Source organism: Streptomyces sp. NPDC001606, assembly GCF_053596835.1.
In genome coordinates this window covers 409,793-429,530 of the sequence record NZ_JBSFHC010000002.1, presented here as the reverse complement: position 1 = coordinate 429,530, position 19,738 = coordinate 409,793, and the positions used below count along the sequence as shown (strand labels likewise).

At 70.7% G+C, this 19,738-nt stretch carries 20 protein-coding genes; 13 read left to right on the top strand and 7 right to left on the bottom strand.

Going from position 1 to position 19,738, the window contains the following annotated elements:
* Nucleotides 1–14 precede the first annotated feature (14 nt).
* From ACWCV9_RS06325 to ACWCV9_RS06295, 7 genes are all read left to right on the top strand, one after another.
* Nucleotides 15–566 (top strand): F0F1 ATP synthase subunit B, encoded by a 552-nt coding sequence (locus tag ACWCV9_RS06325; RefSeq protein WP_385839950.1) that lies wholly within the window; start codon nt 15–17, stop codon nt 564–566.
* Nucleotides 563–1,378 carry a F0F1 ATP synthase subunit delta gene (locus tag ACWCV9_RS06320; protein ID WP_450784524.1) on the top strand — a complete coding sequence of 272 codons (816 nt, stop codon included), beginning with the start codon at nt 563–565 and terminating at the stop codon, nt 1,376–1,378. The genes ACWCV9_RS06325 and ACWCV9_RS06320 overlap by 4 nt, the downstream gene beginning before the upstream one ends.
* A gap of 127 nt (nt 1,379–1,505) precedes the next feature.
* Nucleotides 1,506–3,098 (top strand): F0F1 ATP synthase subunit alpha, encoded by a 1,593-nt coding sequence (atpA, locus tag ACWCV9_RS06315; protein ID WP_450784523.1) that lies wholly within the window; start codon nt 1,506–1,508, stop codon nt 3,096–3,098.
* Nucleotides 3,099–3,119: 21 nt separating this feature from the next.
* Nucleotides 3,120–4,034: a F0F1 ATP synthase subunit gamma gene (locus ACWCV9_RS06310; RefSeq protein ID WP_450784522.1), complete on the top strand. Its 915-nt coding sequence runs from the start codon at nt 3,120–3,122 to the stop codon at nt 4,032–4,034.
* Entirely contained in the window at nt 4,034–5,470 is a 1,437-nt protein-coding gene (gene atpD, locus ACWCV9_RS06305) for a F0F1 ATP synthase subunit beta (RefSeq protein ID WP_450784521.1), read from the top strand. The genes ACWCV9_RS06310 and atpD overlap by 1 nt, the downstream gene beginning before the upstream one ends.
* A 117-nt stretch (nt 5,471–5,587) precedes the next feature.
* Entirely contained in the window at nt 5,588–5,965 is a 378-nt protein-coding gene (locus tag ACWCV9_RS06300) for a F0F1 ATP synthase subunit epsilon (RefSeq protein ID WP_385839944.1), read from the top strand.
* A gap of 130 nt (nt 5,966–6,095) precedes the next feature.
* Complete coding sequence (locus ACWCV9_RS06295) at nt 6,096–6,542, top strand: DUF2550 domain-containing protein (protein WP_385839942.1); 447 nt, start codon at nt 6,096–6,098, stop codon at nt 6,540–6,542.
* A gap of 76 nt (nt 6,543–6,618) precedes the next feature.
* Here ACWCV9_RS06295 and ACWCV9_RS06290 read toward each other — a convergent pair whose 3' ends face one another.
* The 3 genes from ACWCV9_RS06290 to ACWCV9_RS06280 form a co-directional block, all read right to left on the bottom strand.
* Nucleotides 6,619–8,439 carry a glycosyl hydrolase family 18 protein gene (locus tag ACWCV9_RS06290; protein WP_450784520.1) on the bottom strand — a complete coding sequence of 607 codons (1,821 nt, stop codon included), beginning with the start codon at nt 8,437–8,439 and terminating at the stop codon, nt 6,619–6,621.
* A 115-nt stretch (nt 8,440–8,554) separates the two neighbouring features.
* Nucleotides 8,555–9,208 carry a response regulator gene (locus ACWCV9_RS06285; protein WP_450784519.1) on the bottom strand — a complete coding sequence of 218 codons (654 nt, stop codon included), beginning with the start codon at nt 9,206–9,208 and terminating at the stop codon, nt 8,555–8,557.
* Complete coding sequence (locus ACWCV9_RS06280; protein WP_450784518.1) at nt 9,205–10,386, bottom strand: sensor histidine kinase; 1,182 nt, start codon at nt 10,384–10,386, stop codon at nt 9,205–9,207. Before ACWCV9_RS06280 ends, ACWCV9_RS06285 begins: the two co-directional genes overlap by 4 nt.
* A 151-nt stretch (nt 10,387–10,537) precedes the next feature.
* Here ACWCV9_RS06280 and ACWCV9_RS06275 point away from each other — a divergent pair, with 151 nt between their 5' ends.
* The gene (locus ACWCV9_RS06275) at nt 10,538–11,068 is read left to right on the top strand and encodes a hypothetical protein (RefSeq protein WP_450784517.1); all 531 of its coding nucleotides are present in this window, start codon (nt 10,538–10,540) and stop codon (nt 11,066–11,068) included.
* Here the strand turns inward: ACWCV9_RS06275 and ACWCV9_RS06270 are convergent.
* Genes ACWCV9_RS06270 through ACWCV9_RS06260 form a run of 3 tightly spaced genes read right to left on the bottom strand, consistent with a single transcriptional unit; the run spans nt 11,065 to nt 13,196 of the window.
* A complete protein-coding gene (locus tag ACWCV9_RS06270) occupies nt 11,065–11,637 on the bottom strand; it encodes a cob(I)yrinic acid a,c-diamide adenosyltransferase (protein WP_450784516.1) in 573 nt (190 codons plus the stop codon). The genes ACWCV9_RS06275 and ACWCV9_RS06270 overlap by 4 nt on opposite strands.
* Before the next feature lie 13 nt (nt 11,638–11,650).
* On the bottom strand, nt 11,651–12,400 hold the full coding sequence (locus ACWCV9_RS06265) for an ABC transporter permease (RefSeq protein ID WP_450784515.1): 750 nt from the start codon (nt 12,398–12,400) through the stop codon (nt 11,651–11,653).
* A 10-nt stretch (nt 12,401–12,410) separates the two neighbouring features.
* The gene (locus ACWCV9_RS06260; RefSeq protein ID WP_450784514.1) at nt 12,411–13,196 is read right to left on the bottom strand and encodes an ABC transporter ATP-binding protein; all 786 of its coding nucleotides are present in this window, start codon (nt 13,194–13,196) and stop codon (nt 12,411–12,413) included.
* An 80-nt stretch (nt 13,197–13,276) separates the two neighbouring features.
* Between ACWCV9_RS06260 and ACWCV9_RS06255 the strand changes: the two genes are divergently transcribed.
* The 4 genes from ACWCV9_RS06255 to ACWCV9_RS06240 all read left to right on the top strand — a co-directional run bounded on the left by ACWCV9_RS06255 (nt 13,277) and on the right by ACWCV9_RS06240 (nt 18,252).
* A complete protein-coding gene (locus ACWCV9_RS06255) occupies nt 13,277–13,909 on the top strand; it encodes a TetR/AcrR family transcriptional regulator (RefSeq protein ID WP_450784513.1) in 633 nt (210 codons plus the stop codon).
* Between the two features lie 227 nt (nt 13,910–14,136).
* Nucleotides 14,137–14,985, top strand: coding sequence for a 3-hydroxyacyl-CoA dehydrogenase family protein (locus ACWCV9_RS06250; RefSeq protein ID WP_385839929.1), 849 nt, complete (start codon nt 14,137–14,139; stop codon nt 14,983–14,985).
* Between the two features lie 186 nt (nt 14,986–15,171).
* The gene (locus ACWCV9_RS06245) at nt 15,172–15,495 is read left to right on the top strand and encodes an STAS domain-containing protein (protein WP_385840314.1); all 324 of its coding nucleotides are present in this window, start codon (nt 15,172–15,174) and stop codon (nt 15,493–15,495) included.
* A 297-nt stretch (nt 15,496–15,792) separates the two neighbouring features.
* Nucleotides 15,793–18,252 carry an ATP-binding protein gene (locus ACWCV9_RS06240; RefSeq protein WP_450784512.1) on the top strand — a complete coding sequence of 820 codons (2,460 nt, stop codon included), beginning with the start codon at nt 15,793–15,795 and terminating at the stop codon, nt 18,250–18,252.
* Nucleotides 18,253–18,326: 74 nt separating this feature from the next.
* Here the strand turns inward: ACWCV9_RS06240 and nucS are convergent, their stop codons facing one another.
* Nucleotides 18,327–18,998: an endonuclease NucS gene (nucS, locus tag ACWCV9_RS06235; protein ID WP_450784511.1), complete on the bottom strand. Its 672-nt coding sequence runs from the start codon at nt 18,996–18,998 to the stop codon at nt 18,327–18,329.
* Nucleotides 18,999–19,274: 276 nt separating this feature from the next.
* Between nucS and ACWCV9_RS06230 the strand changes: the two genes are divergently transcribed.
* Nucleotides 19,275–19,667: an SCO5389 family protein gene (locus ACWCV9_RS06230; protein ID WP_385839926.1), complete on the top strand. Its 393-nt coding sequence runs from the start codon at nt 19,275–19,277 to the stop codon at nt 19,665–19,667.
* Nucleotides 19,668–19,738: the final 71 nt, after the last annotated feature.

Here is a 19,738-nt window from a genome sequence, read left to right as displayed (position 1 = left end):
CGAAAGGCACTGATGTGATCGCCAACCTGGTACAGCTGGCGGCCGAGGAGACCGAGCAGAACCCGCTCGTCCCCGCCGGTCCCGAGCTGCTCGTCGGCACCATCGCCTTCGCCATCGTGTTCTTCTTCTTCTGGAAGAAGCTGCTTCCGAACATCAACACGGTTCTCGCGGAGCGGCGCAAGGCGATCGAAGGCGGCATCGAAGAGGCCGAGGCCATGAAGGTCGAGGCCCAGAGCGTCCTGGAGCAGTACAAGGCACAGCTCGCCGAGGCCCGGCACGAGGCCGCGCGCCTGCGCCAGGAGGCGCAGGAGCAGGGTGCCGCGCTCATCGCCGAGATGCGGGCCGAGGGCCAGCGGCAGCGCGAGGAGATCGTCGCCGCCGGTCACGCCCAGATCGACGCCGACCGCAAGGCCGCCGCGTCGGCGCTGCGTCAGGACGTCGGCAAGCTCGCCACCGACCTGGCCGGCAAGCTCGTCGGCGAGTCCCTCGAGGACCACGCCCGTCAGAGCCGTGTGATCGACCGCTTCCTCGACGAGCTCGAGGAGAAGGCCGAGGCCACGCGATGAACGGAGCGAGCCGCGAGGCCCTGGCTGCCGCCCGTGAGCGTCTCGACGCGCTGACGGACTCCACGTCCGTGGACGCCGCGCAGCTCGCCGACGAGCTGGCGGCGGTCACCGCGCTGCTCGACCGCGAGGTCGGACTGCGCCGGGTCCTCACCGACCCGGCGAAGCCCGCAGAGGCCAAGGCCGAACTCGTCCGGCGCCTGATCGGCGGACAGGTCAGCGGGGAGACCGCCGATCTGGTGGCCGGCACCGTCCGGGCCCGCTGGTCGCAGCCCCGCGACCTGGTGGACGCGCTGGAGGAGCTGGCGGACATCGCCGACCTCACGGCGGCGCAGGCGGCCGGCACCCTCGACGACGTCGAGGACGAGCTGTTCCGCTTCGGCCGGATCGTGTCCTCCAGCACCGAGCTGCGGGCCGCGCTGACCGACCGGGCCGCCGGCGGCCAGGCCAAGACCGCGCTGCTGCACCGGCTGCTCGGCGGCCGGGCCAAGCCGGCCACCGAGCGTCTGGTGACGCGCCTCGTGACCGCGCCGCGTGGTCGTAGCCTGGAGGCGGGACTGGAGTCCCTGTCCAAGCTCGCCGCGGAGCGCCGGGACCGCATGGTCGCCGTCGTGACGTCGGCGGTGCCGCTGAGCGACACCCAGAAGCAGCGCCTCGGCGCGGCCCTGGCCAAGCTCTACGGGCGCCGGATGCACCTGAACCTGGATGTGGACCCCGAGGTCCTCGGTGGAATCCGGGTGCAGGTCGGTGACGAGGTCATCAACGGCTCCCTCGCGGACCGGCTGGACGAGGCCGCCCGCCGCATGGCGAGCTAGCAACTCAAGAAGTACGTACTGATGACGGCCCTGGTTGGGCCGTGCAGAGGATTCACCTCCTAATGGGGGGAGTCCCCATCCCCCCAAAGTGAAACTTCGGGCCCAACAAGGAGAGCAGGGAACCCAGATGGCGGAGCTCACGATCCGGCCGGAGGAGATCCGGGACGCGCTGGAGAACTTCGTCCAGTCGTACAAGCCGGACGCGGCCTCGCGCGAGGAGGTCGGTACGGTCACCCTTGCCGGCGACGGCATCGCGAAGGTCGAGGGTCTGCCCTCGGCCATGGCCAACGAACTGCTGAAGTTCGAGGACGGCACCCTCGGCCTCGCCCTCAACCTCGAGGAGCGCGAGATCGGTGCCATCGTCCTCGGTGAGTTCAGCGGCATCGAGGAGGGTCAGCCGGTGCAGCGCACCGGTGAGGTCCTCTCCGTCGCGGTCGGCGAGGGCTACCTCGGCCGTGTCGTCGACCCGCTCGGCAACCCGATCGACGGCCTCGGCGAGATCGAGACCGACGGCCGCCGTGCCCTCGAGTTGCAGGCCCCCACGGTCATGCAGCGCAAGTCGGTGCACGAGCCGATGGAGACCGGCTACAAGGCCGTCGACGCGATGACCCCCGTCGGCCGTGGTCAGCGTCAGCTGATCATCGGTGACCGCCAGACCGGCAAGACCGCCCTGGCCGTCGACACGATCATCAACCAGCGTGACAACTGGCGCACCGGCGACCCGAAGAAGCAGGTCCGCTGCATCTACGTCGCCATCGGCCAGAAGGGCTCCACCATCGCCGGCGTGCGCCGCGCGCTGGAGGAGAACGGCGCCCTGGAGTACACGACCATCGTCGCCGCCCCGGCGTCGGACCCGGCCGGCTTCAAGTACCTCGCGCCGTACACCGGTTCCGCCATCGGCCAGCACTGGATGTACCAGGGCAAGCACGTCCTGATCATCTTCGACGACCTGTCGAAGCAGGCCGACGCCTACCGCGCCGTGTCCCTGCTGCTGCGCCGTCCGCCGGGCCGTGAGGCCTACCCGGGCGACGTCTTCTACCTGCACTCCCGTCTGCTGGAGCGCTGCGCCAAGCTCTCCGACGACATGGGTGCCGGTTCGATGACCGGTCTGCCGATCGTCGAGACCAAGGCCAACGACGTCTCGGCGTTCATCCCGACCAACGTCATCTCCATCACCGACGGCCAGTGCTTCCTGGAGTCGGACCTGTTCAACGCCGGTCAGCGCCCCGCGCTGAACGTCGGTATCTCCGTCTCCCGAGTCGGTGGTTCCGCGCAGCACAAGGCGATGAAGCAGGTCTCCGGCCGACTGCGTGTCGACCTCGCCCAGTTCCGTGAGCTGGAGGCGTTCGCCGCCTTCGGTTCCGACCTGGACGCGGCCTCGAAGTCCCAGCTGGAGCGCGGTCAGCGCATGGTCGAGCTGCTGAAGCAGGACCAGTACCAGCCGATGTCCACCGAGGACCAGGTCGTCTCCGTGTGGGCCGGCACCACCGGCAAGATGGACGACGTCCCGGTCTCCGACATCCGCCGCTTCGAGAAGGAGCTGCTGGAGTACCTGCACCGCAAGGAGCAGGGCCTCATGACCTCCATCCGCGAGGGCGGCAAGATGTCCGACGACACCCTCACGGCCATCGCGGACGCGATCGCGGAGTTCAAGAAGCAGTTCGAGACCTCGGACGGCAAGCTGCTCGGCGAGGACACTCCTGCCGCTGCCGCCAAGTGACGTAAGGAAGGGACCTGACTCATGGGAGCCCAGCTCCGGGTCTACAAGCGTCGCATCCGATCCGTCACCGCGACCAAGAAGATCACCAAGGCGATGGAGATGATCGCCGCCTCGCGTGTCGTCAAGGCGCAGCGCAAGGTGGCGGCCTCCACGCCGTACGCGACCGAGCTGACGCGCGCGGTCACGGCGGTCGGTACGGGTTCGAACACCAAGCACCCGCTCACCACGGAGGCGGAGAACCCGACCCGTGCCGCGGTCCTGCTCCTCACGAGCGACCGTGGTCTGGCCGGTGCCTTCAACTCCAACGCCATCAAGGCGGCGGAGCAGCTGACCGAGCGCCTGGAGCGCGAGGGCAAGCAGGTGGACACGTACATCGTCGGCCGCCGCGGTGTCGCCCACTACAACTTCCGTGAGCGCAAGATCTCGGAGTCGTGGACGGGCTTCACCGACGAGCCGACGTACGCGGACGCCAAGAAGGTCGCGGCGCCGCTGATCGAGGCCATCGAGAAGGACACGGCGGACGGCGGCGTGGACGAGCTCCACATCGTCTTCACCGAGTTCGTCTCGATGATGACCCAGACGGCGCTCGGCGCGCGGCTGCTTCCGCTGCGCCTCGAAGAGGTCGCGGAGGAGAAGCCCCAGGGCGAGATCCTTCCGCTGTACGACTTCGAGCCCTCGGCGGAGGACGTCCTCGACGCCCTGCTGCCGCGCTATGTGGAGAGCCGTATCTACAACGCGCTGCTCCAGTCGGCCGCTTCGAAGCACGCCGCCACGCGGCGCGCGATGAAGTCGGCCACCGACAACGCGGGCGAGCTGATCAACACGCTCTCCCGTCTTGCCAACGCGGCCCGCCAGGCCGAAATCACCCAGGAAATCAGCGAGATCGTCGGTGGCGCGAGCGCCCTGGCCGACGCGACCGCGGGGAGTGACCGCTAATGACCACCACTGTTGAGACCGCGACGGCTACGGGCCGCGTCGCCCGGGTCATCGGCCCGGTCGTCGACGTGGAGTTCCCCGTCGACGCGATGCCGGACATCTACAACGCGCTGCACGTCGAGGTCTCCGACCCGGCGAACGAGGGCGCGAAGAAGACGCTGACCCTGGAGGTCGCCCAGCACCTGGGTGACGGCCTGGTCCGCACCATCTCCATGCAGCCCACCGACGGTCTGGTCCGCCAGGCCCCGGTGACCGACACGGGCGCGGCCATCTCCGTCCCCGTCGGCGACTTCACCAAGGGCAAGGTGTTCAACACCCTCGGTGAGGTGCTGAACGTCGACGAGTCCTACGACGGCGAGCGCTGGCCGATCCACCGCAAGGCCCCGAACTTCGACGAGCTCGAGTCCAAGACCGAGATGTTCGAGACGGGCGTCAAGGTCATCGACCTGCTCACCCCGTACGTCAAGGGCGGCAAGATCGGCCTGTTCGGCGGCGCCGGCGTCGGCAAGACGGTGCTCATCCAGGAGATGATCTACCGTGTCGCCAACAACCACGACGGTGTCTCCGTGTTCGCCGGTGTCGGTGAGCGCACCCGTGAGGGCAACGACCTGATCGAGGAGATGTCCGACTCGGGCGTCATCGACAAGACCGCGCTGGTCTTCGGTCAGATGGACGAGCCCCCGGGCACCCGTCTGCGCGTCGCGCTGGCCGGCCTCACCATGGCCGAGTACTTCCGTGACGTCCAGAAGCAGGACGTGCTGTTCTTCATCGACAACATCTTCCGCTTCACGCAGGCCGGTTCCGAGGTCTCCACGCTGCTCGGCCGTATGCCGTCCGCGGTGGGTTACCAGCCGAACCTGGCCGACGAGATGGGTCTCCTCCAGGAGCGCATCACGTCGACCCGCGGTCACTCGATCACCTCGATGCAGGCGATCTACGTCCCCGCGGACGACCTGACCGACCCGGCCCCGGCCACCACCTTCGCCCACCTCGACGCGACGACGGTTCTGTCCCGTCCGATCTCGGAGAAGGGCATCTACCCGGCCGTGGACCCGCTGGACTCCACGTCCCGGATCCTGGACCCGCGCTACATCGCGCAGGACCACTACAACGCGGCCATGCGCGTGAAGACGATCCTCCAGAAGTACAAGGACCTCCAGGACATCATCGCGATCCTGGGTATCGATGAGCTGGGCGAGGAGGACAAGCTGGTTGTCCACCGTGCCCGTCGTGTCGAGCGGTTCCTGTCGCAGAACACCCACGTCGCCAAGCAGTTCACCGGCGTGGACGGTTCGGACGTGCCGCTGGACGAGTCGATCGCCGCGTTCAACGCGATCTGCGACGGTGAGTACGACCACTTCCCGGAGCAGGCGTTCTTCATGTGCGGTGGTCTCGAGGACCTGAAGAAGAACGCCAAGGAGCTGGGCGTCTCCTGACCCGGACACTCGTCCGAGTCATGAGGGGGCGGGCGCGTCCCGCCCCCTCACTCACGCCTACTAGAATTGACCCCAACACCCGGCAGCCCTGCCGGGTGGTGACCCGAGGAGCCACTCTTGGCTGCTGAGCTGCACGTCGAGCTGGTCGCCGCCGACCGCCAGGTCTGGTCCGGCGAGGCCACCCTGGTCGTCGCGCGCACCACCTCCGGCGACATCGGCGTCATGCCCGGTCACCAGCCGCTGCTCGGTGTGCTGGAGTCGGGCCCGGTGACCATCCGTACGAGTGAGGGTGGAACGGTCGTCGCCGCGGTGCACGGCGGTTTCATCTCGTTCGCGGACGACAAGCTGTCCCTGCTGGCCGAGATCGCCGAGCTGTCGGACGAGATCGATGTCCAGCGCGTGGAGCGCGAGCTCGAGCGCGCGAAGGCGGAGGACGACGCCGAGGCCGAGCGCCGCGCCGATGTCCGTCTGCGGGCGGCGACCGCGGCGCGCTAGACACAGCGCGCCGTTGCGTTGACGTCACTCAGCCGCGGCTGGGACCGGAGCGATCCGGACCCGGCCGCGGCTGAGGTAGATGTGGGTGTTTTTACGTTCCGTTACCTAGGAGACGAGGAGGTCGGTGCCGATGGTCCTCGCTCTGACTGTGTGCGGGATCGTGGTCGCCCTGGTGGTGCTGGGGCTCTTCCTGTTCGGACTGCGGCGCAGACTGATCCAGCGGTCCGGCGGCACCTTCGACTGTTCCCTGCGCTGGGACGTGGGCGAGAAACCGGATGCCGGCGGCAAGGGCTGGAGCTATGGCGTCGCCCGCTACAACGGCGACCGCATCGAGTGGTACCGGGTCTTCTCCTACGCCCCCCGGCCGCGCCGCACGCTGGAGCGCGCGCAGATCGAGGTGGCCGGCCGCCGGCTGCCCGAGGGCGAGGAGGAGCTGGCCCTGCTCTCCGACGCCGTGGTCCTCGCCTGCACCCACCGGGGCACCCGCCTGGAACTGGCCATGAGCGAAGACGCGCTGACCGGTTTCCTCGCGTGGCTGGAAGCAGCCCCGCCCGGACAGCGAGTGAATGTGGCGTAGCCTCATTCACTCGCTGGGTGGGGGTCCCCCCCGGACGAAGTCTGGGGGAGCGTGAACGTCGCGTAGACGTTCTCTCTTACAGGTTGCTGCTGATCGCGTTCACCAGCTCGCCGTCGCTGGTGTCGCCGCTGAACTCCCAGAAGAAGGCCCCGCCCAGGCCCTGGTTCTTGGCCCAGGCCATCTTGCCGGCGATGGTCGACGGGGTGTCGTAGGACCACCAGTTGCTGCCGCAGTGGGCGTAGGCCGTGCCCGCGACGGTGCCGGTGACCGGACAGGAGGACTTGAGGACCTTGTAGTCCTCGATGCCCTGCTCATAGGTGCCGGTGGCCGGGCCCGTGGCCGTGCCGCCCGGGGCGTCCTGGGTGACGCCGGTCCAGCCGCGGCCGTAGAAGCCGATGCCGATGAGCAGCTTGCTCGCGGGCACGCCGATCGACTTGTACTTCGCCATCGCGTCGGCCGTGTCGAAGCCGGCCTTCGGGATGCCGCTGTACGAGGTGAGCGGCGAGTGCGGCGCGGTCGGGCCGGTCTTGTCCCAGGCACCGAAGAAGTCGTACGACATCACGTTGTACCAGTTGACGTACTGGGCGGCGCCCGCGTAGTCGGCGGCCTCGATCTTGCCGCCGGCGGAGCCGTCGGCGGTGACCGCGGCGGTGACCAGCTTGTTGGTGCCGAACTTGGCGCGCAGTGCGGCCATGACGTTCTTGAAGGCCGCCGCCCCGCTGGTGTCGCAGCTCAGGCCGCAGGCGTTGGGGTACTCCCAGTCGATGTCGATGCCGTCGAAGACATCGGCCCAGCGGGGGTCGTTGACGAGGTCGTAGCAGGACTGGGCGAAGCCGGCCGGGTCCTTGGCCGCGTCCGCGAAGCCGCCGGACCAGGTCCAGCCGCCGAAGGACCACAGCACCTTGAGGCCCGGGTACTTGGCCTTCAGCTCGCGCAGCTGGTTGAAGTTGCCGCGCAGCGGCTGGTCCCAGGTGTCGGCGACACCGCTGACGGACTGGTCGGCGGTGAACGCCTTGTCGTAGTCGGCGTAGGAGTCGCCGATCGCGCACTTGCCGCCGGTGATGTTGCCGAAGGCGTAGTTGATGTGCGTGATCTTGGATGCCGAGCCGGACGTCACCAGGTTCTTGACGTTGTAGTTGCGGCCGTAGATGCCCCACTCGGTGAAGTAGCCGAGCTTGACCTTGCCGCCGGTGCTCGGGGGAGTGGTGGTGCCGCCGGTGGTGTGGACGGCGACCGCGCCGCTGGCCGGGCCGGTCTGGTCGGCGGTGTCGCGGGCCCGCACGGTGTAGGAGTAGTCGGTGCCGGCGGTCAGGCCGGAGTCCGTGTACGACGTGGTCGTCACGGTGCCGACGACCTTGCCGTCGCGCAGCACGTCGTAGTTCTTGACGCCCTTGTCGTCGGTGGCCGCGCCCCAGCTGAGCTTCACCGAGGTGTCGGTGATGTTCGAGGCGGTCGGGGTGCCGGGGGCGCTGGGGGCGGCGTCGCCCGGGACCGTCGTACCGTCGCAGCTGCCGCCGTTGAGCGTGCAGTTGGCCGGGTTGCCGGAGCCGGAGCCGTTGAAGCCGAAGGAGACCGTGGCGCCGGGGGCGATGGTGCCGTTGTAGGACTTGTTCTTGGCGGTCCAGTGGGTGCCGGAGCCGGTCACGTCCGCGTCCCAGGCGGAGGTGACGGAGGTACCGGAGGGGAAGTCCCACTCGACGGTCCAGGAACTGATGGAGCTGGTGCCGGTGTTCTTGATGGTCCACTGACCGCCGAAGCCGGTACCCCAGTCGCTGGTCTTGGTGAAACTGGCGGTGGCGCTGCTCGCGGCCTGGGCGGGGCCGGCGAGGCCGACGAGACCGGCCAGGGGGAGCGCCAGGGTCGCGAACCCTGCCGCGACTCTGTGTCTGAAGCGCATGCTGCGCCTCCTTGTGTCTGTGGGGATGTCAGGGGCATGACTGAGCCTTCACGCCCACGGTGCTGCGAGAGTAGAAAGGTCTGGACCACTCGTCAATAGGTCTGGACCAGTCGTCTCAGTGCTCCGGTCGGATCCCCAACTCCTGGGCCAGCACGGCCGCTTGCACCCGGCTGCGCAGCTCCAGCTTGGCCAGCACCCTGCTGACGTGTGTCTTCACCGTGCCCTCCGCCATGCCCAGCCGGTCCGCGATCCCGGCGTTGGACAGCCCCTCCCCGAGGTGGGCCAGCACCTCGCGCTCGCGCCGGGTCAGACCGTCCAGCACGGCCGGGTCGGCCTTCGCCTGACGCACCGGACCGGCCGCGAACTCGGCGATCAGCCGCCGGGTCACCGCCGGGGCGACGATGCCCTCCCCGCGCGCCACCGTCCGCACCGCCTCCAGCAGATCCCGTGCCTCGGCGTTCTTCAGCAGGAACCCGGCCGCCCCGGCCCGCAACGCCCCGAACACGTACTCGTCCAGGTCGAAGGTGGTCAGCACGAGCACCTCCGCGACCCCCTCCGCCACGATCTGCCGGGTCGCCGCCACCCCGTCCAGGCGCGGCATCTGCACATCCATCAGCACCAGGTCCGGCCGCAGCTCCCGGGCCAGCTCCACCGCCCGCTCCCCGTCCTCCGCCTCCCCGGCCACCTCGATGTCGGGCGCGCTGCGCAGGATCAGGACCAGTCCGGCGCGGACGGCGGACTGGTCCTCGGCGACCAGGACACGGATCACGAGAGACCTCTTTCGGTGTCGGTGAGCGGAAGGGCGGCGCGTACGGTCCACAGGCCGGCCTCGGCCCCGGCGGTGAAGCCCCCGCCGAGCAGGTTCGCCCGCTCCCGCATCCCGGTGAGCCCGGAACCCGAGCCGGGCGCGCGGGGGCCGTCACCGGGCCGGTAGGGGCTCGTGACCTCCACGGTCAGGGTGTCGTCGCCCTGCCGCACGGTCACCCGGACCGCCCCGGGCGCCGCGTGCTTGAGCGCGTTGGTCAGCGACTCCTGCACGATCCGGTAGGCCGCCAGCTCCACCGGTGCCGGCACCCGGCCGTGACCGGTGTCGAGCCGCACGTCGAGACCGTTGGCGCGGGCGCCCTCGACCAGGGCGGCCAGGCCGTCGAGCGTCGGTGTGGCGGCCGGCTCCAGGTCACCGCCGCTGTCCCGCAGGATGCCGATCAGCCGCCGCATCTCGGCCAGCCCGTCCACGCTGTTCTCCCGGATCACCGTCAGGGCGTCCCGGGAGGTCGCCGGATCGTCGAGGGACAGCGCGGCCGTGGAATGGATGGCGATCGCGGACAGGTGGTTGGCCACCATGTCGTGCAACTCCCGTGCCATGCGGGCCCGTTCGGCGGTGACCGCCTGGACGCGGTCCATTTCGGCGAGCAGCGCGGTCTGTTCGGCGCGCAGCCGGGCGGCCTCGGCCGCCACCCGGTGGTCGCGCACCACCCAGCCGGTCCCGGCGGGGGCGAGCGCGATGACGCCAATGCCCACCCCGATCAGCAGCCCCTTCGGATCGCGCCACAGGGCGGCCGGTACGACCCCGCCGAGCACCGTCAGCATCCCGGTGATCCAGGGGATGCGGCGGGCGGAGGCCGGGGTGCCGTACAGGACGGCCGCGTACATCAGGTCCGTGTACAGCACGACGGTGACCAGGCTGCCGACGGTCACCGTGTCCAGGGTCAGCGCGAGCGTGCCCACCAGCAGCCCGATACGGGGCCGGGTGCGGCGCAGCAGCTCGCAGGCGGCCGTCACCGCCAGCGGCACCAGCGGGGCCCAGGGCGCCGACCACAGCACGAGCGCGTCCGTGGTCACCCGCGTGTGCAGACCGAGCGACCACAGCAGCAGCCCGCCGAGCAGCCCGCCCACGGCGATCCGCACGTCGTCTCGGTGGGGGCGGGGGAGTGCTGCGAGGGCCATGCCCCCATCCAACACGGCCCGCGAGCGGCCCGCGTGCTCCCCGGGCACGGTCCTGGACTGCAACTTTCGCTTACCCGGGGTTCGCCCCCGCCGACGATGATCCGACCCCCGGGCGACCGGGAGCCTTGACGGGTGACGAGGGGAGCGAACCATGGTCGTATGGTTGATCATCACCTGTGAGGTGGCGTTCTGGGTGCTGCTGGTGGCCGGACTGACCTTCCGGTACGCGCTGCGGATGCCCCGGACGGGACTGGCGCTGCTGTTGTGCGAACCGCTGCTCGAGGTCGTGCTGTTCCTCGTGACCGCCATCGACCTGAGGAACGGCGCGCAGCCGGACTGGCGGCACGGCCTGGCCGCCGTCTACATCGGCTTCACGGTCGGGCTGGGCCACTCGACGATCAAGTGGGCCGACGCCTGGGTCGCCCACCGTTTCGCCGGCGGCCCGCCCCCGGCGAAGCCGCCGAAGTACGGCACCGCCCGCACCGTCCACGAATGGAAGGTCGCAGGCCGCTGGATCCTGGCCGCGTGCGTCGCCCTCGCTCTGCTCCAGGGTGCCGTCTGGTACGTCGGCGACGGCGACATCAGCTCCCTGCGGGCCTGGCAGCAGCGCATGCTCTGGGTGATCGGCATCAACCTGGTGATCGCCGGCAGCTACACGCTGTTCCCGAAGCGCGAGCCCTAACGCTCACCGCCCGGCACCCACAGCACATCGCCCTGCTCCTTGTTCGCCGTGCGCGCCAGGATGAACAGCAGGTCCGACAGCCGGTTGAGGTAGGTCGCGGTGAGCGGGTTCATCGTCTCGCCGTGCACCTCCAGCGCCTGCCAGGTGGAGCGCTCGGCCCGACGTACGACCGTGCAGGCCTGGTGCAGGAGGGCGGCGCCCGGGGTGCCGCCGGGCAGGATGAAGGAGCGGAGCTTCTCCAGCCGCTCGTTGAAGCGGTCGCAGTCCGCCTCCAGCTTGTCGATGTAGAACTGCTCCACCCGCAGCGGCGGGAACTCCGGCTTCTCCACCACCGGCGTCGACAGGTCCGCACCCACGTCGAACAGGTCGTTCTGGACGCGGGTGAGGACCGTGACGATCTCCTCCTCCAGGCCGCCCAGTGCGATGGCGGTGCCGATCACCGCGTTGGCCTCGTTGGCGTCCGCGTACGCGGAGATCCTGAGGTCCGTCTTGGGCACCCGGCTCATGTCGCCGAGGCTGGTGGTGCCCTGGTCGCCGGTCCTGGTGTAGATGCGCGTCAGATTGACCATGCGGCCAGCGTAGTTACGCTCCGCTGGTCCGGAACACCCGTGTGCCCACCGTCACGGAGAGCACCGCGAGGGCGACGGCGACGAGGGCGCCCTGGAGCATGTGCCCGGTCGCGTACCGGCCGACGTACGCGTCGCGCACCGCGTCCACCAGATAGCGGAACGGGACGAAGTGCGAGAGCACGTCCAGCCAGGTGGGTGCGAGGGTCATCGGGAGCATCAGGCCCGACAGCAGCATCGACGGCATCGACACCGCGTTGATCAGCGGCCCGAACGCCTGCGGTGTGCCGACCCGCATGCCGAGCGCGTACGACAGCGAGGCCAGCGAGAGGGTGAGCAGGGCGACGAACACGAAGCCGATCACAATGCCCGCGAGCGGGGCGCGCAGCCCCATCACCAGCGCGGCCAGCACCAGCAGCACCGCCTGGAAGACGAACACCGTGGCGTCGCGCAGCACCCGGCCGAGCAGCAGCGCGAGCCGGCTGACCGGGGTCACCCGCATCCGCTCCACCACCCCCTGCCCCTTCTCGATGATCACCGCGAACCCGGCGAACAGCGCGCCGAACAGGCCGAGTTGGAGCAGCAGGCCGGGGACCAGCAGCTGCCAGGAGCTGCCGGTGCCGCCGAGTGGGAGGCGGGTGAGCAGGGGGCCGTAGAAGAGGAGGTAGAGCAGCGGGGTGAGGACGCCGAAGAGCAGGGCGAAACGGGAGCGCAGGGACTGGCGGAGGTAGCGGCCGTAGATGAGGGCCGTGTCGTGCAGCAGCATCTTCTGGTTCCTAGACGGCTACGGGGGCGGTGTCGGCCGGCGCCGGGCCGCGGCCGGTGATGGCGAGGAAGGTGTCCTGGAGGGTGGCGTCGAGCGAGCCGCCGTACCGGAGCTTGAGCGCGCCCGGCGTGCCCTCGGCGGCGACCTCGCCCCGGTCCACGATCACCAGGCGGTCGGCGAGGGCGTCGGCCTCGTCCAGGTAGTGGGTGGTCAGGAAGACGGTCGTGCCGTGCTCGTCGCGCAGCCGGCGGACCAGGTCCCACAGGTCGGCGCGGCTGCCCGGGTCCAGGCCGGTCGTCGGCTCGTCCAGGAACAGCACCTTCGGCCGGTGCGTCAGCGCCATCGCGATGTCCAGCCGGCGGCGCTGCCCGCCGGAGAGGGCGCCGGCCTTGCGGTCGAGGAGGCCGGTGAGGTCCAGCTCCCGGACCAGTTCCGCGGCGCGGGCGACGGCCTCGGCCTTCGGCAGGCGGTACATCCGGCCCTGGGTGACCAGTTCCTCCCGCACGGTGATCTGCGGATCGACGCCGCCGGACTGGGCGACGTAGCCGCAGGCCCGGCGCACCCCGGCCGGGTCGCCGGCCAGGTCGTGCCCGGCCACGACGGCCGCGCCGCCGGTCGGCCTGAGCAGGGTGGTGAGCATCCGGAGCGTGGTGGTCTTCCCGGCGCCGTTCGGGCCGAGGAAGCCGAGGATCTCGCCCTCGCGCACGGTGAGGTCGACGCCGCGGACGGCCGCCACGGGCCCGGCTTTGGTCTGGAAGGTGCGGGCCAGTCCGGCCGCGCTGATGACTGCTGTCATGCCCGACAGAAAAACAGAGTCCCTGAAATTTTGCAATGACACCAAGTTTTCAGGAGCACCAGCGAAGCTAGGATGCGGCCATGGCCGAAGGACTCAGGGAACGGAAGAAGCGGCAGACCCGGCAGTACATCTCCGATGTCGCCACCGGGCTGTTCCTGGAGCGGGGCTTCGACGCGGTCACGGTCGCCGAGATCGCGGAGGCCGCCAATGTCTCCGTCAACACCGTCTACAACTACTTTCCGGCCAAAGAGGACCTCTTCTTCGACCGCTCCGCCGGCGTCGTCGACCGGCTCGCCCGCTGGGTCCGCGGCCGCCCGCAGGGGGAGTCCGCCGCCGCCGCGGTCCTGCGCGAGCTGCGCGAGGAGATCGAGGCCGTCTCGCCCCGGGTCGGCCTGATCCCCGGCTACGCCCGCTTCCAGCGCGTCATCGAGGAGACCCCCGCCCTGCGCTCCCGCCTCTGGGCCATCGCCCAGGAGGTGCAGGCCAACCTGGAGCAGGCGCTGCGCGAGGAGACCGGCGCGGACCAGGACGACGACCTGCCGCATCTGATGGCCGGTCAGATCGGCTGGGCGCACAGCACGGTGATGGCGGTCATCGGACGCGAGATGGTCAAGGACCGCGACCCCCGCGAGGTCTCCCGCGAGGCCCTGGCGCTGCTGGACGAGATCGAGGACCTGTGGGGGGAGAAGGTCCTGACGTACGCGGTGCGCTGAGCCCCGCTGATTCAACCCATTGGAGTGAAAAGCCGGTTTCGGGTGGGGGTCGGCCGAAGGGGGCCGGAAAGGGGCCCGATGGGATGGCCGTTGCCGCTGCCGGTGTGATGTCCGTCAAGTGAGACGTGACGCGCGTTACTTACCGGTCACACAGCCGCTCCCGAGCGCTATGGTCCGCCGGAGAGACACGCGTTGGACAGGGTTCGCAAGGATTCGAAGGAGTCGGAGTGGCACGGAAGCTCGCCGTCATCGGGGCCGGTCTCATGGGGTCCGGCATCGCCCAGGTCGCCGCGCAGGCGGGCTGGGAGGTCGTTCTGCGCGACGTCACCGACCAGGCCCTCAAGCGTGGCACCGACGGCATCAAGGCCTCGTACGACAAGTTCGTCGGCAAGGGCAAACTGGCGGCTGACGCAGCCGAGGCCGCCCTGGCCCGCATCACCCCGACCACGGATCTGGACGCCGCCGCCGACGCCGATGTCGTCGTGGAGGCCGTCTTCGAGAAGCTGGAGGTCAAGCACGAGATCTTCCGCGCGCTCGACAAGCTCGTGCGCGAGGACGCCGTGCTCGCCTCCAACACCTCCGCCATTCCGATCACCAAGATCGCGGCGGTCACCGAGCGCCCCGAGCGGGTCGTCGGTGTGCACTTCTTCTCGCCGGTGCCGATGATGCAGCTGGTCGAGCTGGTCCGCGGCTACAAGACCAGCGACGAAGCCCTCGCCACCGCGCGGGAGTTCGCCGAGTCCGTCGGCAAGACCTGCATCGTCGTCAACCGGGACGTCGCCGGCTTCGTCACCACCCGCCTCATCTCGGCCCTCGTGGTCGAGGCGACCAAGCTGTACGAGTCCGGCGTCGCCACGGCCGAGGACATCGACCTCGCCTGCAAGCTGGGCTTCGGCCACGCCATGGGCCCGCTGGCCACCGCGGACCTCACCGGCGTGGACATCCTGCTGCACGCCACCGGCAACATCTACACCGAGTCCCAGGACGAGAAGTTCGCCCCGCCGGAGCTGATGCGCCGGATGGTGGACGCCGGTGACATCGGCCGCAAGAGCGGGCAGGGCTTCTACACGTACTGATCACCTTCAGTACAGGCATCGGCCGGATCTCACCCCCGGGGGTATCACTCCCAGGGGTGAATTCGGTATCGGTTCGCTTACAAACAGCAACCGCACCAGCACTCACACAGTCAGACGGTGCACAGCACCGCCACCATCGTCATCACCGTCACCGAGTACGCCAACCGCACTCAACGGGGAGCGCATATGCACATCAGGGGCGACCACGTCGAGCTGGTCGTCGGGGGCCGCCTCGACGTCCGCAGCGCGGCGGACGCCCGTACGGCCCTGCACTCGGCCGTCGACGACGGCGTCGGCGACCTGATCCTCGACCTGTCCGAGCTGGACTCCTGGGACGCCACCGGACTCGGTGTGATCATGGGGGCCCACCGGCGGGCCGGGCGCTGCGGTCGCCGCCTGGTGCTGCGCGGTGTGCCGCCGCAGATGCAGCGCCTGCTGGTGGCCACCCGACTGCACCGCATCCTCGCCATCGAGGGCGGCATCGGCGTCGAGTCGCTGCCGCGCGTCTGAGGCCGTACGGCTGTGCACAGGGCGACACGGCGGACCACGGGAGTCCACGGCGGCCGGTGAGACCCGGGCGCAGCCGTCGAACCGCACGTCGGGGGCAATCCTCATAAGACTGTGATGTCTCGGACCGCCCGGCACCCCGCCCTGTCGGAGATACTGGGCGACGGTTTAGGGTTCGGTCGCCCGCCGCCTCGCACCCCTCGACCGAGCGGGCCCGGACCAGAAGCGACAGCGCGGTGTGCAACAGGCCGGGAGGGGCCGGAACACGAGCACGCAACGCTTTTGGGGGGCTGGAAACCCATGGACCCGATCAACCCGGGACCCGAGGAGCAGAGCCAGGCGCACAGCCGCCGTCCGCCCCGGGAACCCCTCACCTCCGACTTCGCGCCGAGCGCTCCCGCGCCCGCCCGCACGGCCCGGCTCGTCACCGGCGACCTGCTGCTGACCGTCAACCCCGTCGACGGCAGCGAGATAGCCCTCTGCCCGCCGGCCGAACGGCCCGGCAGGCCCCGCAAGCGCACCGCCGCCGAGCGCGCCGAGACCGAGCGCGCCGCCCGGCCGCCCGTGCCGCCCGGCCCCGGCCACCCGACACCCGCCCTGCTGGAACGCCAGGACGAACGCGAACGCCTGGTCCGGCTGCTGGCCCGCGGCCGCACCGTGCGGCTCACCGGCCCCGGCGGCTCCGGCCGCAGTGCCCTGCTCGACCTCGTCGCCGAGGACTGCCAGGACCTCGCCCCCGACGGCGTGGTGCGCCTGACCGGCTTCCACCGCACCGCCGCCGAGGTCCTGGACGACCTCTTCCACGCCGTCTACGACGCCCCGGGGCACCGCCCCGAAGCGGACGAACTGCGCGCACTGCTGACGGAGATCGGCGCGGTCGTCGTCGTGGACGACATCGAGTTCGGCGGCGCCGCCCTCGACGAGCTGCTCGACGCCACCCCCGAGTGCGCGTTCCTGATGGCCGCCACCCCCGAGGTGCCCGCGCCCTCCGCCGAGTCGGACGTCGAGGAGGTCTTCCTCGGCGGCCTCGACCGCGCCGCCGGCGTGGAGATCCTGGAGCGCGCCGTCGGCCGGGTCCTCACCGAGGAGGAGGCCAACTGGGCCGGCGACCTCTGGTTCGAGTCCGAGGGGCTGCCGCTGCGCTTCGTCCAGGCGGGCGCCCTGCTCCGGCAGCGCGAGCAGCTGCGCGCCGGTGCCGCCGGGGTCGACGCGTTCGACGTCTTCGAGGACGCGCGGCCCTCTATCCCGCCGCTGCCGGCGGCGGAAGGCGAGGAGGTCCCGCTGCCCTCTCTGGGCGAGGCCGCCGCCCCCGCCCCGCTGCTCGCCTCCCGGCTCGGTGCCTCCGCCCGCGCCGCCCTGCGCTTCGCCGTCGCCCTCGGTGGCGAGGTCCCGCACCAGGCCCATCTGCCCGCGCTCGTCGGCGACACCCACGCCGACGCCGCCCTCGGCGAGCTGGCGGGCTGCGGACTGGTCTCGCCGGTCGGCCCCCGCTACCGGCTCGCGGCCGGGGTGCAGGCCCAGCTGGAGGCCGCCGGATACGGCGACGACGCCCAGGACCGGGCGCTCGCCGCCGCCCAGCACTACACCTGGTGGGCCGGCCACCCCTCGGTCACCCCCGAGCGGGTCGCCGCCGAGGCCGACGCGGTCCTCGCCGCGCTGGCCGCCGTGGTCCCCCAGACACCCCGCTTCGTCTCCGACAGCGCGGACAACTGCGCCGTACGGCTCGCCCGCACGGCCGCGCCCGCCTTCGCCGCGGCGCTGCACTGGAGCGCCTGGGAACGCGCCCTGCGCTCCGGCGCGGAGGCCGCCCGGCTGACCGGCGAGGTGCCCGAACAGGCCTACTTCCACCACGAGTTGGGCGTCCTGGCGCTGTGCTCCGGACAGCTCGACCGGGCCCGCGCCGAACTGGAGGCGTCCATCGGGCTGCGCGGCGCCCTCGCCGACAAGCGGGGCACCGTCGCCGGGCGCCGGGCGCTCGCGCTCGTCGCCGACCGCGCGGGCGAGGTGCCGGCGGTGGCCGCCCTGGTGGGCGAGGAGGTGCCGGAGGTACGGCACGAGGAGTCGGCGCCGCCGCCGTACGGCCCCGTCGGCGACACCGTGGTCACCCGTCGGCTCCCGGCCGGGAAGCCGGTGGGCGGCGGCTTCCGGCGGCTGGCCCGGCGCAATGTGGCCGCGGCCGGCGCGGGCGCGCTGCTCGCCGCCGTGCTGGGCACGGTCGTCACGCTCGGCATGACCTCCCATGAGACCGCCGACAAGAACCCGGCCGGCAAGGTCGGCGCCAACCCCTCCGCCGGCCAGGGCACGGACGACGGCAGCCTGGACGCCGACCCGCGGCAGGACACCGGCACCAGCGGCGGTACCGGCGGCGGCGCGGGCACCGTCCCGTCGGCCCGGCCGACGAACCCGGGCCCGGACGGCACCTACGGCACGACGGGCGACACGACGCCGTACACCCCCGCCAGCTCCCCGGCCGCCGGCCCGACCGGCAGCCGGTCGCCGAGCGGCGGGGGCACGACCCCGACGCCGCCGAAGACCCCCACGACGAAGCCGGGCACGCCGACCCCGAGCAAGTCGACGCCGACCGGCGGCAGCCCCTCCTCCTCACCGTCGACCCCGAGTTCGCCGCCGTCCTCGTCCAGCTCCGCCCCGACGGGTGGCGGCAGTGGTTCGCCGACGACGACGGACACGGCGAGCGGCCCGGTGTCCTCCAGCGGCTCGGCGAGCGCTCCGCAGAGCAGCGGGTCGGCGTCCGTGGTCTGAGGCCGCACGGAAAACCGCCGCGACGGCCGGGTACAGCGCTGTCGCGGCGGTGAGCGGGGTGGGCGGACCCGGGGTCAGAACAGGCGGAGCTTGTCGTCCTCGATGCCGCGCAGGGCGTCGTAGTCCAGGATCTGGCAGTTGATGCCGCGGTCGGTGGCGAGGACGCGGGCCTGAGGCTTGATCTCCTGCGCGGCGAACACGCCCCGCACCGGCGCCAGATGCGGATCGCGGTTCAACAGTTCGAGGTAGCGCGTGAGTTGCTCGACGCCGTCGATCTCGCCCCGGCGCTTGATCTCCACCGCGACCGTCTGCCCGTCCGCGTCCCGGCACAGGATGTCCACCGGACCGATCGCGGTCATGTACTCGCGCCGGATGAGGGTGTAGCCCTCGCCCAGTGTCTCGATGCGGTCGGCGAGCAGTTCCTGGAGGTGCGCTTCCACGCCGTCCTTGATCAGCCCGGGGTCGACCCCGAGTTCGTGCGAGGAGTCGTGGAGGATCTCCTCCATCGTGATGATCAGTTTCTCGCCCGCCTTGTTGACGACGGTCCACACGCCCTCGTCCTCGCCCGTGCCCTCCTTCAGCGTGCAGGGCGGCGACATCCAGTTGAGGGGCTTGTAGGCCCGGTCGTCCGCGTGGATGGAGACGCTGCCGTCCGCCTTGACCAGGATCAGGCGGGGTGCCGAGGGCAGGTGGGCGGTGAGCCGGCCGGCGTAGTCGACCGAGCATCGGGCAATGACGAGACGCATGGTCGGCAACGCTACTCGACGCCCCTCGGTGCGCGCGATTCGCCCGCCCCGCTCCCGATCGATCGCCCCATTTGTCCCTGGAAACTCTTGTTCATCCCTGGCCGATTGTGCCCGTAACGGGACCGTTCCATATACGCATTCTGCTGGTGTGGTCACCGACGGTTGCCTACCGTAGAGAACGGGAGGTCGCGGCATCCTTACCGAGCGTGTTCGACATCGCGAACTCCCTTACCTGTCCGGCAACCCCTGCTCTTCGGGGGTGCGAGAGGAGAACCCATGTCGCTCGACGTCTCACCGGCCCTACTCGAAAAGGCCGAGCGAGGCGAGGTCGACGACGCAGACTTCGTCGACTGCGTCCGGACCTCCCTGCCCTATGCATGGGAGATGATCAGCTCCCTGGTGGCCCAGCTGAAGGTGGACGGCGGACCCTTCGCCGACAACCAGACGCCGCCGCCGGACGAGCAGGCACGCGGTCAGCTGTTGCGTGCGCTTGCGAGCGACGCCATACGCGGCGCGTTGCAGCGGCACTTCGGGGTGCGCCTGGCCTTCCAGAACTGTCACCGGGTGGCGGTGTTCCCGCTGGACGCCTCGGTGGACGAGACGCTGGCCCGCTTCACCTCGGCGCGCAACCAGTTGCTGAACCAGTCGCCGGAACTCCGCGACTGCTGACGCATGGCTCCGGCACGGCCGGGGCAGTGAGCTGCCTGCTTGCCGCTCCACTCGCGGGGGGTGCATCCAGT

Excerpts from the sequence above, each read along its gene's own strand:
- ACWCV9_RS06320 (WP_450784524.1), top strand. The coding sequence starts at position 563 with ATGAACGGAGCGAGCCGCGAGGCCCTGGCTGCCGCCCGTGAGCGTCTC.
- atpA (WP_450784523.1), top strand. The coding sequence starts at position 1,506 with ATGGCGGAGCTCACGATCCGGCCGGAGGAGATCCGGGACGCGCTGGAG.
- ACWCV9_RS06310 (WP_450784522.1), top strand. The coding sequence starts at position 3,120 with ATGGGAGCCCAGCTCCGGGTCTACAAGCGTCGCATCCGATCCGTCACC.
- atpD (WP_450784521.1), top strand. The coding sequence starts at position 4,034 with ATGACCACCACTGTTGAGACCGCGACGGCTACGGGCCGCGTCGCCCGG.
- ACWCV9_RS06295 (WP_385839942.1), top strand. The coding sequence starts at position 6,096 with ATGGTCCTCGCTCTGACTGTGTGCGGGATCGTGGTCGCCCTGGTGGTG.
- ACWCV9_RS06290 (WP_450784520.1), bottom strand. The coding sequence starts at position 8,439 with ATGCGCTTCAGACACAGAGTCGCGGCAGGGTTCGCGACCCTGGCGCTC.
- ACWCV9_RS06280 (WP_450784518.1), bottom strand. The coding sequence starts at position 10,386 with ATGGCCCTCGCAGCACTCCCCCGCCCCCACCGAGACGACGTGCGGATC.
- ACWCV9_RS06275 (WP_450784517.1), top strand. The coding sequence starts at position 10,538 with ATGGTCGTATGGTTGATCATCACCTGTGAGGTGGCGTTCTGGGTGCTG.
- ACWCV9_RS06270 (WP_450784516.1), bottom strand. The coding sequence starts at position 11,637 with ATGGTCAATCTGACGCGCATCTACACCAGGACCGGCGACCAGGGCACC.
- ACWCV9_RS06265 (WP_450784515.1), bottom strand. The coding sequence starts at position 12,400 with ATGCTGCTGCACGACACGGCCCTCATCTACGGCCGCTACCTCCGCCAG.
- ACWCV9_RS06260 (WP_450784514.1), bottom strand. The coding sequence starts at position 13,196 with ATGACAGCAGTCATCAGCGCGGCCGGACTGGCCCGCACCTTCCAGACC.
- ACWCV9_RS06255 (WP_450784513.1), top strand. The coding sequence starts at position 13,277 with ATGGCCGAAGGACTCAGGGAACGGAAGAAGCGGCAGACCCGGCAGTAC.
- ACWCV9_RS06245 (WP_385840314.1), top strand. The coding sequence starts at position 15,172 with ATGCACATCAGGGGCGACCACGTCGAGCTGGTCGTCGGGGGCCGCCTC.
- ACWCV9_RS06240 (WP_450784512.1), top strand. The coding sequence starts at position 15,793 with ATGGACCCGATCAACCCGGGACCCGAGGAGCAGAGCCAGGCGCACAGC.
- nucS (WP_450784511.1), bottom strand. The coding sequence starts at position 18,998 with ATGCGTCTCGTCATTGCCCGATGCTCGGTCGACTACGCCGGCCGGCTC.
- ACWCV9_RS06230 (WP_385839926.1), top strand. The coding sequence starts at position 19,275 with ATGTCGCTCGACGTCTCACCGGCCCTACTCGAAAAGGCCGAGCGAGGC.